The following is a 15,957-nucleotide window of genomic DNA, read 5'->3' as shown; positions in this document are numbered from 1 at the left end:
TTTGATGAATTGAAACATCGAAATATTTGAAGGGCTTATCGCCCCCTCAAAGAATGAGCTATTCAAATATTTCATGTCGTCCACTAGCGCATCAAATAACCACCATCGACGGTGAGAACAGTGCCGTTCACATAGTCAGATGCAGGGCTGGAGAGAAAGACAGTGGCCCCCATCAGATCGGCGGTCGCTCCCCATCTGTTGGCAGGAATATGGGCGAGAATTTCGCTGTTGCGTTTTTCATCCTTGCGGGTCATCTCGGTCAGAGGTGTAGCATAATAGCCCGGAGCAATGGCATTGACCTGAATGTTCCATTGCGCCAGTTCATCGCACATGGCTTTTGTCAGGCCGACGATGCCATGTTTGGTGGATGCATAAGCTGGGGACCATTGGCCTCCAAGGAAGGAATAGAGCGATGCAATGTTGATGACTTTGCCGCTTTTCTGCTTGATCATATGCGGGCAAACTTCATGGATCATCTCGAACGCGGCGGTCAGATTGACGGCGATCATTTTGTCCCACTGCTTGCGACAAAATTTGGTTACGTCAGGCTCGTTAATGCTGATACCGGCACAGTTTATCAAAATATCGACGCTGCCCCATGCATTCAGACAAGCGTCGACAACCCGTTTGCACTCCCCTTCAGCCGTGATGTCCGCTTCGATGAATTGATAGGCAACACCGCAGCTTTCGACCATTCTTTTGGTCGTGCCGTCATCGTCCATCAGGCTGGGCACCAGAACATTGGCCCCTGCCTTGGCAAGAGCGGTGGAAAAGGCCTGTCCCAGACCGCCATTGCCGCCGGTGACAATCGCATTTTTCCCCTTCAGGGAGAAGAAATCCATATTGAAGTCAGTGGGTTCCATTGCTTTGCTCCTCCTTTATCTTTTTGAGCAATTTGCCAACAAATGCGAGTGCATCACCTTTGACGACGATGTCTGAAAGGCTGCAAATCGGTGCATTCTCATTGGTGTTGACCGAAATGATGGTATCAACGTTTTTCAGGGCCACGACATGCTGCATAGCGCCGTGGATGCCCAGAGCCATGTAAAGGCGGGGGCTGACTGTTTTGCCGGACTGCCCAACCTGAATAGGCTTTGGAGCCAAGCCACGATCGACAAGGGACCGGCTGGCGGAAACCTGCCCTCCCAGCGCCTGCGCCAGCGGCTTTAAAGCCTCAAAATCCCGAGCGACACCACCGCCGCCTGAAATCAGGATTTCACTGTCGCAGATATCATAATCAAGCTTTTCCTGCTTCTGGATCAGGCGGAGCCCGCCGGTCCGGTAGGCCAACCCTTTGGGCTCGACAATCCTGGTTTTCTTGCCCCCCCTATCAGAAGAATGAAAGCTCCCGGACCGCACCGTCAGCATGATGGGGCCTGCTGCGTTGCAGTCTATAGCGTCCATCCTGCTATGTGCCGCGGCCGGCCGGATAAAGTGTGGCCGTTGATTTTGGTTTTGATCGTCATCTGGGGCGTATGAGACGCCTCTCACGTCCGTCACCAAACCGGCATTGAGCTTGGCAGCGACGCGCGGTAACAGCATGCCGCTCCATTGCGTATGGACCATAAGGATGCAGTCAAAATTATAGTCGTGATGCAAGCCCGTCACGACGCCACTAATGGCAAGCTGATCGTAGCTTCTGATGGCGCTGTCTTGCACAGAAAACAGCGTATCAAACCGGCCAATCAGCGGCGCTTGGTCGCCATTAATCAACAAAGCATAGGTTTCACCGGGCACATCACCATAGATCTGCCGCGCGACATCAAGCAGGTCTAGCCCCGCCCGCGTTTGCTGCTGTTCTATGATGATTAGTGTGCGTGACATTAAATAAATCGTTTCTCTTTCAAGAGGTTATAAACCGCGTCGACACCTTGCTGATCGTTACCAACCACGCGCCGTTCGGGTTTTTGACTTGTGCTACTGAAGCTGCGTGCAATTTTTGTCCGCGCGCCCTTCAGCCCGACCTCTGCTGCGTCAAAACCGAGATCGTTATTGCTCAACCAGACCAATTTGTCCGTCACATCCCTATTGCGATTTTTGAACCGGACATAAGGCAATCGGTAGCCGCTTTTCCGCGAAAAACTCAGGACAGCAGGCATGTCAATTTCATAGCGTGTTACACTTGCCTCATCCTCAACATCCACTCTCACACATGCGTCACCGACGCTGTCTTCATCGAGTTTGGTAATGCCGGACAGCTGAACAAGACCTAAAGCGGCACCAATCAGCGGCGGCACACTGGATGAGCCGCCGTCAATGGCATGACTACCGGTAAAGAGGCCGTCATATTCGGCAGTTGTGAGATATCGAGCCAGAATTTTGCTGGTAACCCAAGCATCGCTGCTGGCATATATCTCATCGGAAATGATCGTTGCCCGATCAACACCGACCCTCAAGATATCTTCAACCAACGGGCCTAGTGATGGGGGGCCCATCGTTAGCAATTCAATGGAAGTATCAGGTTGGCTCTTTTTGATTTTAAGAGCCAACCCTATGGCACATTCATCGTCTGGATTGATCCGCAGTCGTCGGGCTTTCAGAAGGGGGACGGGCTTATCGTCTTCGATATCAAAGCTGTCACCATCGGGGACGAATTTGACGACGCAGATGATTTTCATCAGCTTTCCTGCGCCACTTCAACAGCCGCAACATTGCTCGCCTCAGCAAAGGATGTGTCATTCATCTTGTTGTAGACAAGGGCAAGAATACCGCCGATCACGCCAAGGCCGGCACTGACCAAGAAGTAAGCGGTATAACCACCGGTCGAACCGAACACATTCCACAGAAAGGTGTTCAACTGCGGCAGAATGATATCCGGCATATAGCCGATGAAGGAGATCACACCGATGGCAGTCCCCATCATGGCAACATCGATATGGGACCGCCCCAACAAGGACCAATAGGTACCGCGTACCGCATAGAGGAACGCTCCCAGCAAAATGATCAAGCCATAGAATAGCGTTGGAGAGGCGGAGACGGGCATAATGGCGACGATGACCAGAAGCGTAGACGCTCCCAGAACGGCGCCACAGATTGTGTAGGCGCGGCCAACCCTGTCTGCGAGGAAACCACCGATAAAGCCACCGACAGGCCGCATCCACAACACAATCGCCGTGACGGTCCCAACGGTGACAGCATCTGCCCCGATGTTGGTTTGCAGAAAACCACCCAGATAATAGACCGTCCAGAACACCGCATATCCCATGAAGATTATGCTGCCCATGAGATAGACATATTTGTTCTTGAGCAGTTTTCCTACGTCGCGAAGATGGAACTTTTCAGCCTCGGACCGTGACCCGCTATGCTCGGCATGCGCTGCCAACTTTTCATCGCTTTCAACAAACACCATGATGAGGATGGCCGCTGCCAATACAATCGCGGAATAGAGATTGATAACCGCTACGAGTGCCTCGGTTTTGTCGGCAATTTCAACGCTACTGCCTAGGATAGTTGCAAAAATAGCCAGACCAATGGTTCCCATTAGCGCTTCCACAACACCACGGCCACCGTCAAGAATACCGAAGAAACGGCCTTCTTCATTGGCCTTGGAAAGCATCTTGACGAGCTTCATATGAGAGCTCCAGAAGGTGAACACCGAGAAGAACCCCCAAAGGAAAAAGATCGCTCTGACTTCTGACTGACCGGGAACCGTTCCGAACCAGAAACCGCAGGCTGCCGTTCCCAAAAGGGATATCCCGATCAACCATTTGGCCGAAAACCGGTCACTGATCAGCCCGCTTGGCAAATAGCCAATGACATAGGCTAGACCCAGCACTGAGTAAAAATCATTCAAGGCAGGAAGGGGCAAATTGAACACGTCCAAAATGGTTTCCTGATAGTTCGTTCTGAGATAGATGACGGGATAGATGGCCCCGGCAGCGATCACGACCAGAAAGAACTGAAAATAACGTCTCAAGTTATTTTTAGGCATAGTTTTCCTCCCAACATATGGCTTTATGAGAAGGCCGGCAGGAAACCCTGTTCTCCCTAATTTCCTGCCGGTCTTTGTCTTTGTGATGGAACTAGACGTCACCGTCTTCCTGATAGATGTATTTTTTGACAGCTTCTTGCGGATAGATGGTGCCGTAATTCATGATGCCGTTTGGATCGAAAGCCTGTTTGAGCTTTTCGAGCATGTAGTAAGCAGATCCATGTTCATCCTTGGTCCATTCACTGCGGAATTTGCCGATGCCATGGTGGTGACACATGGAGCCGCCATGCTTGAGCGTCTCTTCAACAATGATTCTCTGGAGTGGATGGTGGTAGGTGAGCAATTCATCTTCCGGCTCACAGTGGATTTTGTAGTTATAGACAAAATACATGTTAGTGCCGTTGAGATAACTGTGGGATGAGTGGCCACCCAACATGGTCAGGTCTTCAGCTCTGTCAAACTCTGTGCGGATCCGCTCCATCACAGCTTTGTAAATAACGGGGATGGTTTCCCAGTCGGCAGAAATCTCGGTGGTATAGCCTGCGTGCGCATTGCTTTCGCGCATTTTTTCAAACTCGTCATCGATGTCTTTTTGCGACCAGTTGAGATGGTTAAACCAGTCCTCGATGAGCGTGCTGTCCACCGGCTTGATGATGCCGTCCTCAAAGCTTTTAACAGCATCTTCGATCGCAGCGCCCGTTGCTTCCACAATGCCCTTTGGCCCTTCGGCCATGAACAACAAAACGCATTTATTCTCATGGAAATGATAGAAATGCTGCGCAGCATCCTCTTCGGAATAGACACGCGCCACAGACGGTTTGAAACCATTGACCATGACTTCGCGCAGGATTTTGATGCCGACATCAACATCCTTGATCAGGTAGCCAAAGAATTTGTTGTTCTCGGGATAATATTTGAAGATCTTGACGGTCACTTCGGTGATGTAACAAAGAGCGCCTTCATTGCCGATAACAATATGCCGGATGTCCGGACCACCTGCACGGCGCGAAACATTTTTGATTCTGGAGATATGGCCGTCCGGGAACACACATTCCAAGCCCACCACCATATCCTCAATGCCGCCGTAAAGGGTCGAGAACTGACCTATGCTGCGGGTCGCCACCAAACCACCGTATTTGGCGACCGGTTTGGACTGAGGCGAATGGCCCGTGGTATAGCCAATTTTGCGCAGTTCATCTTCAAGCTGCTGCAGTGGCACACCCGCCTGCACGGTCGCCTGGCTGTTGTAGGCATCGATCTTGATAATTTTGTCCAGATGCAGGGTATCGACAACCAGAGTGGTTTCTTTCCAATTCTCCAGCCCGCCTTCGGTCGCAGTCATGCCTGCGCGCGGGATCACGTTAATACCGTTGGCATCGCAGAATTTCAGAAGATCCGCGACTTCCTCAGCGCTCTTGGGATAGACGATGGCGATTGGTGCGGGCACATCCAAGACTTTTCGTGCCTTGGCATATTTTTTATACCGGTCTGCAGAAGCCTCGTATAGATCCTCCTGATTGGTATTGATCTGATCCGCGGCTACAATTTTCGCTAATTGATCCAAAACAGTCATAGAATCCAAAACCTTTACTCCTGCGTAGAATGGAAAATTCTCTTTCAAACTTGCTGAACGGTACTATGAATGGAAAATTTTATCAAGAAATGACGAATATTTTCTGTTTATAAGCCACATTTTTCATAGTTATGGAAAATTTTCCACTATTAATGCGGAAAATTTTCCATTATCTTGACCAAAACAGACTGACGCTACCGTCATACCGAACCACAAGTTGGGACCCGTTCATGATCAATATCGACTTCGATGCCCTGAATCCGCTGGAGCAGCAAATCCATTCCACGCTGCAACAACACAGCAAAACAGTCGACGCCATCCGCATCACGCAAGCCGCGGATTTGTGCAATTGCTCGGTGTCCAAGATATCCAAATTTTCCAAAAAGCTCGGTTTTGCCACTTATAAGCAATATCTTGATTTTCTGTATGACAGGAAACTGCCCGAACCAGGCCACTCATCCGAGTTGCAGCGGGTCGGTCAATTCATTCAAGATTTTGACAGCAGCAAGGTCGATGAATTGGTGAAGCTCATCAATGCCAACGACAAACTGGTGTTGCTGGGGTATGGGCCCTCTTTTCTATGTGCCCAATATTTTGAATATCGCTTCAAGACCTGCACCAACAAGGTCACCATCGCGGTACCAGACGATCTGTCGGCCACGTCCATGACCGATGAGACCACATTGCTGCTCATCTTTACGGTCACCGGTACCTTCAAATCCTTTGACGACATCTACCAAGACACCAAGCGCAAGGGCGGCGACGTGGCCCTGATTGTCGAAGAGTATAACCCCTCACTCATTACCCAGTATGACAAGATCTTTTGTCTCACCCAAAGCACCCAGTCGGGTGACTTGGAGGCCTATGAAAAGAGTCGCACCGTCTTTTTCATTTTTATGGAAGAGGTTCTGCGTGTTTTAATGAAAACCGCGTCGGGCAAGCGCAAATAACAAACATGGCACTCCAACAAATTGAAGTGCCATGCCACAGACTTAAGCGAAAGGCAGCGCAAGGTGCGGATCAACCGAGATCCGTCTCTCAGCCGTTTCTTAATGCGTCAAGGGACACCCATGTTCCGTTATTGGATGCCGATTCAAGACAGGCCGTCACAAAAACCAACCCACTGACACCATCGGCTGCGTCAGGAACCAGTGTTTGTTGCTGATTGCCCGCTAAAACATCAGCTGCGTCTTTGTATAGATTGGCAAATGCTTCCAGGTAGCCTTCTGGATGGGCTGCAGGAATACGGCTTCCGGAAACGGCGGCCTCTGTAGCACCGGCCCCGTTGCGCAGCAAAAGACGCCTCGGTTCTCCAAGCGGCGTGTACCAAAGCTCTTCGGGCTTTTCCTGCCACCATTCAAGCCCACCAGTCGCCCCATAAATGCGCAAAGACAGATTGTTACCGTTACCAGCGGCAACCTGACTGGCCCACAAAGTCCCCTTGGCACCAGACGCATAGCGCATCAGCACCATGGCATCATCGTCAACCTGCCGCCCGGGAACCAACGCAGTCAATTCCGCAAGCAAATGGCTTGGCTCTTCTGCCGCAACAAATGCCGCCAAATTATAGGCATGGGTTCCAATGTCTCCGATCGCCCCGCCCTGACCGGCCTTTTTGGGGTCGTTGCGCCAATTGGCCCCTGCTGCTTCAGGGTCTTCTTCGGGAGCGGCAAGCCAATCCTGAGCATATTCGACCTGCACCCTGCGCAACGCACCAATCGCGCCGTCAGCCACCATTTCGCGGGCCTGACGCACCATCGGATACCCTGTGTAGGTATGTGTCAGGAACAGCTTCTTGCCCGTGCGCTTGACGATCTCGGCCAGAGCCCGGGCATCCTCCAAAGTGGTTGTCATCGGCTTTTCACAGATCACATGGAACCCCGCTTCCAGCGCCGCTTTGGCAACAGGGAAATGCAGGAAGTTCGGTGTGACAATGGCAATCGCGTCGACTTTGTCTGGCCGCAAGGCTTCCGCCTTGATCATCTCTTGGTAGCTGTCGTAGGCACGGTCAGCCTCGATGCCAATAGAGAGCGCGAAATCTCGCCCCCGCTGCGGGTCATTATCGAGAGCACCGGCCACCAAAACAAATCGGTCGTCAATGCGTGATGCAATGCGATGAACTGCCCCTATAAAGGCAGTCACACCACCGCCAACCATACCAAGCCGCAACCGGGCAGGTCCCTTTGCGTGGGATTTTTCAGCTTTGAGGGTCATTGTCGTTCCTTAGTCAAGGCCAAGCAGATTACGGTTTGCTTGGGCATCGGTTCCGCTGCGCGCAAAATCATCAAAAGCATGTTCCGTGACATGGATGATGTGATCGCGGATGAAAGTGGATCCTTCTCGCGCACCGTCTTGAGGATGTTTGAGGGCACATTCCCATTCCAGTACGGCCCAACCGGCAAAATCATACTGGGCCATTTTGGAGAAAATCCCCTTGAAATCAACATCTCCGTCTCCAAGCGAACGGAAACGACCCGGACGGTCCACCCAGGATTGATAGCCACCATAGACGCCCGAGCGACCATTCGGCTTCAACTCTGCATCCTTGACATGGAAAGCCCGGATACGGTCGTGGTAGATATCGATAAAGGCAAGATAGTCGAGGGCCTGCAACACAAAATGCGAAGGATCATACAGGATTGTGGCGCGAGGATGCATGTCCAATTCACCAAGGAAACGCTCAAAAGTCACCCCGTCGTGCAGGTCTTCACCCGGATGCAGCTCATAGGCGACATCAACGCCAATCTCGTCATGGAAATCCAGAATTGGACGCCAGCGTTTGGCCAACTCGGCAAACGCCTCCTCAACAAGGCCCGAGGGACGTTGCGGCCATGGGTAGATATAAGGCCACGCAAGCGCACCAGAAAAAGTCACATGGGTATCAAGTCCCAAATTTTTTGAGGCCAGCCCGACCTTTTTGATATGCTCGACTGCCCATTCCTGCCGTGCTTGAGGGTTGCCACGCACCGCTTCGGGTGCAAAATTGTCAAACAGGGCATCATAGGCCGGATGAACGGCGACAAGCTGGCCCTGAACATGGGTCGACAATTCGGTAATTTCGACACCGATTTCGCCGAGTTTCCCCTTCAATTCATCGCAATAAGTTTTGGAGGTAGCTGCACGGTCTAGGTCGAATAAGCCATCATTTGACGGCAGCTGAAGCCCCACATAGCCAAGATCGACAGCCCATTTCGCAATAGAGAACAGATCGTTGAATGGTGGCTCTGCGCCGACAAATTGCGCCAGAAAAAGACCTGGCCCCTTCAATGTTTTCATAGCTAATATTCCTTACATGAGACCGCGCCCACCTGCTTATTGACGGCATTTGGCAGGTCCAGAACTTGGCGACATCATACCCCTGCCCTGTTTCCCGACAAAAAGATATTTTCATTCCCATATTGTCTCCACCATCAGCAGGTGAAAAAGAACCGACAGACCAAGCCGTCGGTTCCAATTTTGATCGTGTTGAAGCGTTGGTTATTTGCTTCCGCCCCAACGCTCAGGATAACCAGGAAGCTCTTCACAACCGCACAAAGCGTAGTGCAGAGGTGGCATGCGTTCGTCAACTAGAGAGTCAAGGGTTGCTTCGGTGACTGCTGGCTGTGGCAAGCTCCATACCGGGCCGGGAACCGATTTACCTGCGTGGATTGCCAGAGCGGCAAGGATTGGCGTGCGCCATTGGTAGGTTGGGTAAGATGGCCCTACCGCTTTGAGACCTTTGTCCTTCCACATACGCAGGAAGTCCATTTGATCTTCACCGGATACAACAGGATAGTCGAGGCCCGCATCTTCAAAGGCTTCAAGCGCAGCTGTTGCCGTATCACCAGCATCAAGCCACAAACCATCGATTTGCTCACCGCGGTTGATATAATCTTCCACGGTTGCTTTGGTGCGAGCACGATCGGAATGAGTAAACTCGTTACCGATGATATTGATGCCCGCTTCTTTGAAGATACGAGCAGCGGCAGAATAACGGGTTTCCAGAACGTCTACGCCCGGCATAATGCGGATGGCAAGAACGTTTGAGCCTTTTGGCAGCTGTTTGACCATATATTCAGCCGAGGTGATACCAAAGCCATATCCACCCACTGGCTGAATGAATGTGACAGGGCAATCGGTTTGCACACCGCGGTCGAACACGACAACCGGCAAGCTTTCACAGGCTTTTTCAACTGCTGGCGTTTGTGCTGCGGTGGTGTTTGGAGACACGATAAGAACATCACAGTCACCAGAAGCCACAAAAGACTCGATATCAGAAATCTGCTTGTTATCGTTGCCTTCCGCATCCAGAACACGGAAGCTTGCGATGTTGTCGCCTTGCAGTTCAACTTCCCCTTCCATGTTGTTCATGCCAACAACGCGCCATGGGTTGAAAATACCCGCATTGGAGAAGCAAATGCGCACCGCACCTTCGCCTTTATATGCGCTGGTATCAACCAGACCACCACCAAGATACTGCTCCCAAGGTTTGCCCTCTGGCCCTTGAGGTTGCATGGACAGCAAGTCACGCTGGCGCTGGAATTCGGCATCATCATCGAATTCGTTTGCAACGGAGTTAGACCCCATCGCCATCGCAGCAACGCTTGCTAAAATGATCAGTTTTTTCACTTCATTTCCTCCACATAAAATGAGAGTTTTCGCTCTCTGTTAAGTCGGATCGGGGCAAGCCCTTTAACCGAGTTTCTTGGCGCGCAGAACCGAAGCTGCAACGGCAGCAATCAAGATTAGACCCTGAACCGTGTCACGCATGGCCTGCGGCATTCCCAATAGATTTAAAAGAGTAAACAAGGCATAGAGCGACAGGGCACCAAACACCGCGCCAACCAATGTGCCACCGCCACCGAGCAGAATCGCGCCGCCAATCACACAGGCTGCAATGGCTTGAAGCTCCAAGCCGTTGCCTGCATTGACAGAGACACCGGCAAAGCCGCCGATCACAATGCCCGCAGTGACCGCCGCAAGAGACGAAACAAGAAATGCCAAGACACGGGTCCGTTTCACCGGCGTTCCTGCAAGCTCGGCAGTGCGCGGATTATCCCCCATTGCAATCAAACGCTTGCCAAAGGCCGTGCGGTGTAGAAAGAACCAAGCCAGACCGGCAAAGACGACAGCAATCACCACTGCGATGGACAATGTTCCAATCAACGGTGCATCCCGCCAGACAAATCGGCCCAGATTGCGAAAATTGTCTGGTAAATCCCCCCTCGGCGAGCCGCCTGACCACATAAGCGCCAGCCCCGTAACGAGAAGCTTCATACCGAGCGTTGCGATGATGGAGGGGACTTTGAGGTATGACACGACAAGACCGTTGGTCACGCCGATGGCAATGCCCATCGCATAGAGCAATGCAATTCCGCTCCATGTGGAGCCCGGATCCCCATTAATAAAAATCGACGCGGCAACGACAACAAGCGTCACCACAGCCCCCATGGATAGGTCGAACCCGCCTGAAATAATAACAAAGACCTGCCCACTCGCCAGAATCGCCAGAGGGGCGGCCCTACGCAGGAAATTCATGAACAGGTTCAGATTGGCGTAATTCGGCTGGATGATGCAGATCACACCATACAAACAGATAAACACCACCAGTGCTATATTGAAGGAAAGGATAAGCTTGCGCAGGGGCAGCCCCTGCATCTGCGAAGCAATGGTTCTCATGCGATGTGCCCCCTGTTGCGGACCGCGTAGATACTTACGGCAGCGATAACGATGACCCCGCGAAGCACTTGTTTGAGAAAGGCATCTACGCCGAACATGTTGAAGCTGGCATCGAGACAGGCAAACAGGAAGACACCGGCAAGTGTGCCCCAAACTCCGCCTTTGCCCCCAGCAAGGATGGTTCCACCAATGACAACAACCGCGATGGACTCAAGATCATAAATACCTTCTTGCCCGAGCCATGGCGTGCCCGACCGCAAACGCGCAGCCAGATAAAGGCCTGTGACGGCGGCAGACATGCTGGCGATCACATGCACGGACATCAGCATTTTCTTTGTTGCGATACCTGCAAGACGTGCGCCTTCCGGATTGCCGCCGCATGCATAAACATGGGCACCGAAACGGGTACGCTCCAGCACAAACCAGCCGATCAAAGCAAACAGGAACAAGGCCATCAGTGAGAAGGTCACGCCGCCGAACCCACTATAGGCAAGCGCCTGGAATTCCGCCGGCACCGAACCACGCAGATATTCAAAGCTGGATGCCAGCATGCCCTGCAATATCAACCCTGTGCCGAGCGTGGCGATGAAGGGATTGATCTCGAAGTAGGCAACAAGGATACCATTGACGAGACCCACCACCGCAGCGATTGCAAAACAGGCTACCACAGCCATCGCGATATTGCCCGTATCCCCTTGCATGAGGAAAGAGGCCATAACGGCGGTAAGACTGATGAGGTTGGCGACAGAGAGGTCAATTGACCCCAACAAGATGGTAAAGGTTTGTCCCAAGGCAACGAACCCGAGCGCGACCATGCGGTGCAGAACCCCAACAATCGCATCAAAAGTAAAGGCAGAACCGGCCCCCGATCCCATCGCCGCCAAGACATAAAGAAGAATCGCAAATCCTGCGATAGAGGTGGAAACCGGCAAGACCCATGTTTTGGATTTGGCGTGACGCGTTTCGCTTTCTTGGTCTTTGCCTGCAATGCGCGTGTCTTCTTGCTCAACGGCAAGAAGCATCACATCCTCTTCACTGCTACCCGCTGGCAGCTCGCCAGAAATTGTCCCCGAGCGCATCACGAGGATGCGATCCGACACACCAACCACTTCAGGCAGATCCGAAGAGATCACGATGACCGCATTGCCCTTGCTGGTGAAATCACGCATCAGGTCGTAGATCGCGCGCTTTGCGGCGACATCCACACCACGAGTCGGCTCGACGAAGACAATCAGGCTGGGATCTTGTTGCAGCCAGCGACCGACAATCACCTTTTGCTGGTTGCCACCCGAAAGCTGGGCAATATCCTGCCCGTAATCTCCTGCACGCACATCCAGTTCTTTCAGGATACGATCAGCTTCTACTGGCTTTTGCTTGCCTTTGAAAGGGTTGGCAAAGGAACCGGCAATGCTACGCAGGGATAGCAAAAGATTGTCCCGCACGGACTGGCGCAGAACAAGCCCCTCGGCCTTTCGGTGCGGCGGCACATAACCGATACCAAGCTGGATAGCGTCGCGGATGGATCCGATTTTGCATGGCGCACCATTCAGCTGCATTGTGCCGCTGGTTGCAGGATAGTCACCGAAAATGGTGCGGGCGAGGACGGATTTACCGGAATCTTCAAGGCCAGCGACACCGAGGATTTCGCCCGGTCTGACATAAAGAGAAATATTCTTGAGCGTGTCATTGCTGAGTTTATTGATCTGGAAAAGTGGCGGCGCATTTGCGATTTCAGGCCGCGGAGGGAAAAAAGCAGAAAGCTCCCGCCCTACCATGCCAAAAACAATGTCACCGATGGAGACTTCGCTGGCTGTGCGCGTCCAGACGCTTTCCCCGTCTTTGAGTACGGTAATCCGCTGCGCGATAGCCATGATTTCCGGCATACGATGCGAGATATAGAGGATCGCCATGCCCCTGCTGGAAAGCGTGCGCACCAAATCGAGCAGTCGAAGAGCATCCCCGTCTTCCAGTGCGGCGGTGGGCTCGTCCATAACAAGGATGCGCGCATCAAGTGACAAAGCCTTGACGATCTCGACCAATTGTTGTTCTGCCACGGAGAGGGTGGAAACTTCCGCATCCGGATCGATGTTGGCCCCGATCCTATCCAGCAATTCCACGGATTTGGCACGCATCTGCTTGTGATCAAGCAGGCCGCCTTTCACGATCTCATTGCCAAAGAAAATATTTGCCGTGACAGAGCGAAACGGCAACAGGCTAAGCTCCTGATGGATGAACGCAATACCGGCGGCATGAGCTTGTTTGGGATGCTTGAAATGCACAGGCACGCTATCCAGAAGCACGTCACCAGAGTCGGCGTGATACGCACCGCCAAGCACCTTCATCAAGGTCGACTTACCGGCACCGTTTTCTCCGCAAATCGCATGCACTTCACCTGCGCGACAGTCAATAGAGACTTGTTGCAATGCCTTGACGCTGCCAAAGCTTTTGTCGATGCTGCGCATCTCCAATATAGGGTGATCGAGGTGCGCTGTTTGCTTCAGAGCAAGTTCGGCGTCTGACATTATTTACCATCCCCGTTTGCCATGCCCAGCTCATCACCTGCAAAGGCCCACTCCTTGCGGATCAGGTCGATGCTCTCAGCAAACAAAGTGTCGCGATCTTCGAACAAATCACGCCAGACGCGCGTAGCGGCGGCAAGCGCCGGCAAGGAACGTCCAAAGGCTTCGACGGTGATCCATTGATCGTAACCGGTTTCGCGCAGAAGCTTGATTGGTTTTCTGAAATCAACATGCCCTCTTCCGGGAATGCCTCGGTCATTTTCTGATATATGCACATGCGTCACCCCATTGCGATAGGTGCGCAGCGCAGCAACCGGATCCTTTTCTTCGATGTTTGCATGGAAGGTATCAAACATATAACCAAAGGCAGGATGATTCACTTTTTGGTAAATTTCGGATGCAGCTTCCAAGGTATTGACGATGTAGCATTCAAACCGGTTTACCGCCTCCAGTGAAATGCCAATTCCAACGGAATGAGCCTCATCGCAAAGGATGCGCATTGCTTCTACGCAGCGCTCCGTCTCTTGTTCCGTAGGACCATTGCCAGTAAAATATCCAATGGGAGAATGTACGGGCCCAACAACCAGCTCAGCTCCAAGCTCATGGCTCGCTTCAATCAGCCACTTGTAAAAATCTGCGGCACGGTTCCGCACGGATTGATCGGGGCTCAAGGGGTTGACTTCGCTTGGCAGCGCGGTAGATGCAGTTACCCTGAGGCCAATATCTCGGATCGCTTTCCCAAGGTCTCGATAATGCTGTGTTTCGCCTTCCAAGACAGGAATTTCAACGCCATCATACCCAAAATTCTTTAGTTTTTGCAGGATTGAAAGATGCTCAAGCCCTATCTTTCCATCCACCAAGAGCATGTTAAACCCTATGAGCAAGATGCGTCCCCCCTTTTGAGATGTGACCATTGATGCCATGGCGACTCGTCGCTTTTCAAATACGACTTCCATGACAAGAACAGTTTCTCACAAGAAGTATTTGCTTGCTTGCAAAATCAACAACTGGTAAATTTTATATATCCTGTTATGAAGAGAAAAAGCAAAATGACCGTTGAGGACATCACCCCCGTCCACCCAGCAGATCGCCCAACCGTATTTCGCGAGCCAGGCTCGATGCTCTATGCCGACAATTGCAAGGATTTGCAGGCAGCCGCACAGCGTGGTGAAGTCGAACTAAAAGCATGGACCAGAGGCTCCTACCCCGGCCTGTCATTGCAGCATCGGTTGCCACAGATTTGCACGGTGGGATATTGGGATGCCAAGACAGAACAGGACTGGCGTCTTGCCCGTCACTGCAACGAAGGCATCAAGCTGGCCTATGTCGCTCGCGGATCTTTGCATGTGGATGTAGACGGCGTTAGTCACAGGCTTGTTCAGGGCCAGCTATTGGTTGTTCGCCCTTGGCAATTGCACAGCATTGGTGAGCCCAATGTGGGACCAAGCAGACTGATCTGGACCATTCTGGATGTGGGGGTTCGTCGCCCCAACGAGCAATGGACCTGGCCTGAGTGGGTTCTGCTGTCGGACCATGAAAAGGAATGCCTGAAAAAGCTGGTGCAGCTCAATGAAAAACCCGTATGGGATGCTGGCTCCGAGCTTTCAAAAATCTATGAATCAATTGCCCACATCGTACGTGATCGCCTGCCCGAGCAGGGCGAAACGCGCCTCAAAATTGCCCTCAATTCTTTGTTCAGCTGTTTGTTGGAGCGGATGGAGGTTCAGGCACCAGCCCTCAATCACAATCTCTCCTTTATGCAAAACACCGTGTTGATTTTTCTCAAGCAACTAGAACATGCACTGGACCAGCATTGGACGCTGGATGCCATGGCCGAGGAATGCGGGCTGTCACGCACACGCTTTGCAGACTATTGCAAGAAGTTAAAAAACATGACGCCGATGGAGTATCTCACCCACTTGCGGCTCGAGCATGGCATTGCGTTGCTGGCGTCCGAGCAGAAGCTCACGGTGACAGAAGTCGCATTTCAATGCGGATTTAATTCTAGCCAATATTTCTCGAGCGCCTTTCGTCGACGATTTGGCCATCCTCCCAGTGAAATGACTAGAAAACAGTGTGAAGGCTAGAAAGCCGAATATTTGGCAGTCCCCTTAGCCCTGTCAATGGCCATGCCGGTGCCATGCCCATTGCTACAACCCAATTGGTGCGCGTGGATCTTACATTCGACGCGATCCGGCTTTTATTGGCAGTATAGAAGCGCTGACTGGTATTTAAAAGTGCCGGGAACGTCACAAAATGGACAGTTTCACTGCCAT

General features: G+C 52.1%; 13 protein-coding genes. 2 read left to right on the top strand and 11 right to left on the bottom strand.

Annotated features, from left to right (window positions below; translation table 11 throughout):
- Positions 1–83: 83 nt before the first annotated feature.
- The 5 genes from C0081_RS05455 to C0081_RS05435 form a co-directional block, all read right to left on the bottom strand.
- Complete coding sequence (locus C0081_RS05455) at positions 84–863, bottom strand: SDR family NAD(P)-dependent oxidoreductase (RefSeq protein ID WP_101532797.1); 780 nt, start codon at positions 861–863, stop codon at positions 84–86.
- A complete protein-coding gene (locus tag C0081_RS05450) occupies positions 850–1,824 on the bottom strand; it encodes an electron transfer flavoprotein subunit alpha/FixB family protein (RefSeq protein ID WP_101532796.1) in 975 nt (324 codons plus the stop codon). The genes C0081_RS05455 and C0081_RS05450 overlap by 14 nt, the downstream gene beginning before the upstream one ends.
- The gene (locus C0081_RS05445) at positions 1,824–2,618 is read right to left on the bottom strand and encodes an electron transfer flavoprotein subunit beta/FixA family protein (RefSeq protein ID WP_101532795.1); all 795 of its coding nucleotides are present in this window, start codon (positions 2,616–2,618) and stop codon (positions 1,824–1,826) included. The genes C0081_RS05450 and C0081_RS05445 overlap by 1 nt, the downstream gene beginning before the upstream one ends.
- On the bottom strand, positions 2,618–3,931 hold the full coding sequence (locus tag C0081_RS05440; protein WP_101532794.1) for an MFS transporter: 1,314 nt from the start codon (positions 3,929–3,931) through the stop codon (positions 2,618–2,620). Before C0081_RS05440 ends, C0081_RS05445 begins: the two co-directional genes overlap by 1 nt.
- Before the next feature lie 91 nt (positions 3,932–4,022).
- Entirely contained in the window at positions 4,023–5,504 is a 1,482-nt protein-coding gene (locus C0081_RS05435; RefSeq protein ID WP_101532793.1) for an FAD-binding oxidoreductase, read from the bottom strand.
- A gap of 230 nt (positions 5,505–5,734) precedes the next feature.
- On the opposite strand from C0081_RS05435, the gene C0081_RS05430 reads away from it, so the two are divergent.
- Complete coding sequence (locus C0081_RS05430) at positions 5,735–6,454, top strand: MurR/RpiR family transcriptional regulator (RefSeq protein ID WP_101532792.1); 720 nt, start codon at positions 5,735–5,737, stop codon at positions 6,452–6,454.
- Positions 6,455–6,542: 88 nt separating this feature from the next.
- On the opposite strand, the gene C0081_RS05425 is transcribed toward C0081_RS05430, so the two are convergent.
- The 6 genes from C0081_RS05425 to C0081_RS05400 all read right to left on the bottom strand — a co-directional run bounded on the left by C0081_RS05425 (position 6,543) and on the right by C0081_RS05400 (position 14,604).
- Complete coding sequence (locus tag C0081_RS05425) at positions 6,543–7,718, bottom strand: Gfo/Idh/MocA family protein (protein WP_101532791.1); 1,176 nt, start codon at positions 7,716–7,718, stop codon at positions 6,543–6,545.
- 9 nt (positions 7,719–7,727) lie between these two features.
- Complete coding sequence (locus C0081_RS05420; RefSeq protein ID WP_101532790.1) at positions 7,728–8,780, bottom strand: sugar phosphate isomerase/epimerase family protein; 1,053 nt, start codon at positions 8,778–8,780, stop codon at positions 7,728–7,730.
- 201 nt (positions 8,781–8,981) lie between these two features.
- The gene (locus C0081_RS05415) at positions 8,982–10,112 is read right to left on the bottom strand and encodes a substrate-binding domain-containing protein (RefSeq protein WP_101532789.1); all 1,131 of its coding nucleotides are present in this window, start codon (positions 10,110–10,112) and stop codon (positions 8,982–8,984) included.
- Between the two features lie 63 nt (positions 10,113–10,175).
- Positions 10,176–11,162, bottom strand: coding sequence for an ABC transporter permease (locus C0081_RS05410; RefSeq protein WP_101532788.1), 987 nt, complete (start codon positions 11,160–11,162; stop codon positions 10,176–10,178).
- Positions 11,159–13,684: an ATP-binding cassette domain-containing protein gene (locus C0081_RS23540; protein ID WP_180966769.1), complete on the bottom strand. Its 2,526-nt coding sequence runs from the start codon at positions 13,682–13,684 to the stop codon at positions 11,159–11,161. Before C0081_RS23540 ends, C0081_RS05410 begins: the two co-directional genes overlap by 4 nt.
- Entirely contained in the window at positions 13,684–14,604 is a 921-nt protein-coding gene (locus tag C0081_RS05400) for a sugar phosphate isomerase/epimerase family protein (RefSeq protein WP_210200403.1), read from the bottom strand. Before C0081_RS05400 ends, C0081_RS23540 begins: the two co-directional genes overlap by 1 nt.
- Before the next feature lie 126 nt (positions 14,605–14,730).
- On the opposite strand from C0081_RS05400, the gene C0081_RS05395 reads away from it, so the two are divergent.
- Entirely contained in the window at positions 14,731–15,768 is a 1,038-nt protein-coding gene (locus C0081_RS05395) for a helix-turn-helix domain-containing protein (protein WP_180966768.1), read from the top strand.
- Positions 15,769–15,957: the final 189 nt, after the last annotated feature.

Origin of the sequence: Cohaesibacter celericrescens (assembly GCF_002866925.1) — a bacterium.
Taxonomy (GTDB): Bacteria; Pseudomonadota; Alphaproteobacteria; order Rhizobiales; family Cohaesibacteraceae; genus Cohaesibacter; species Cohaesibacter celericrescens.
The sequence above is the reverse complement of the archived record's forward strand: the minus strand, read 5'-3'. Positions and strand labels throughout refer to the sequence as shown.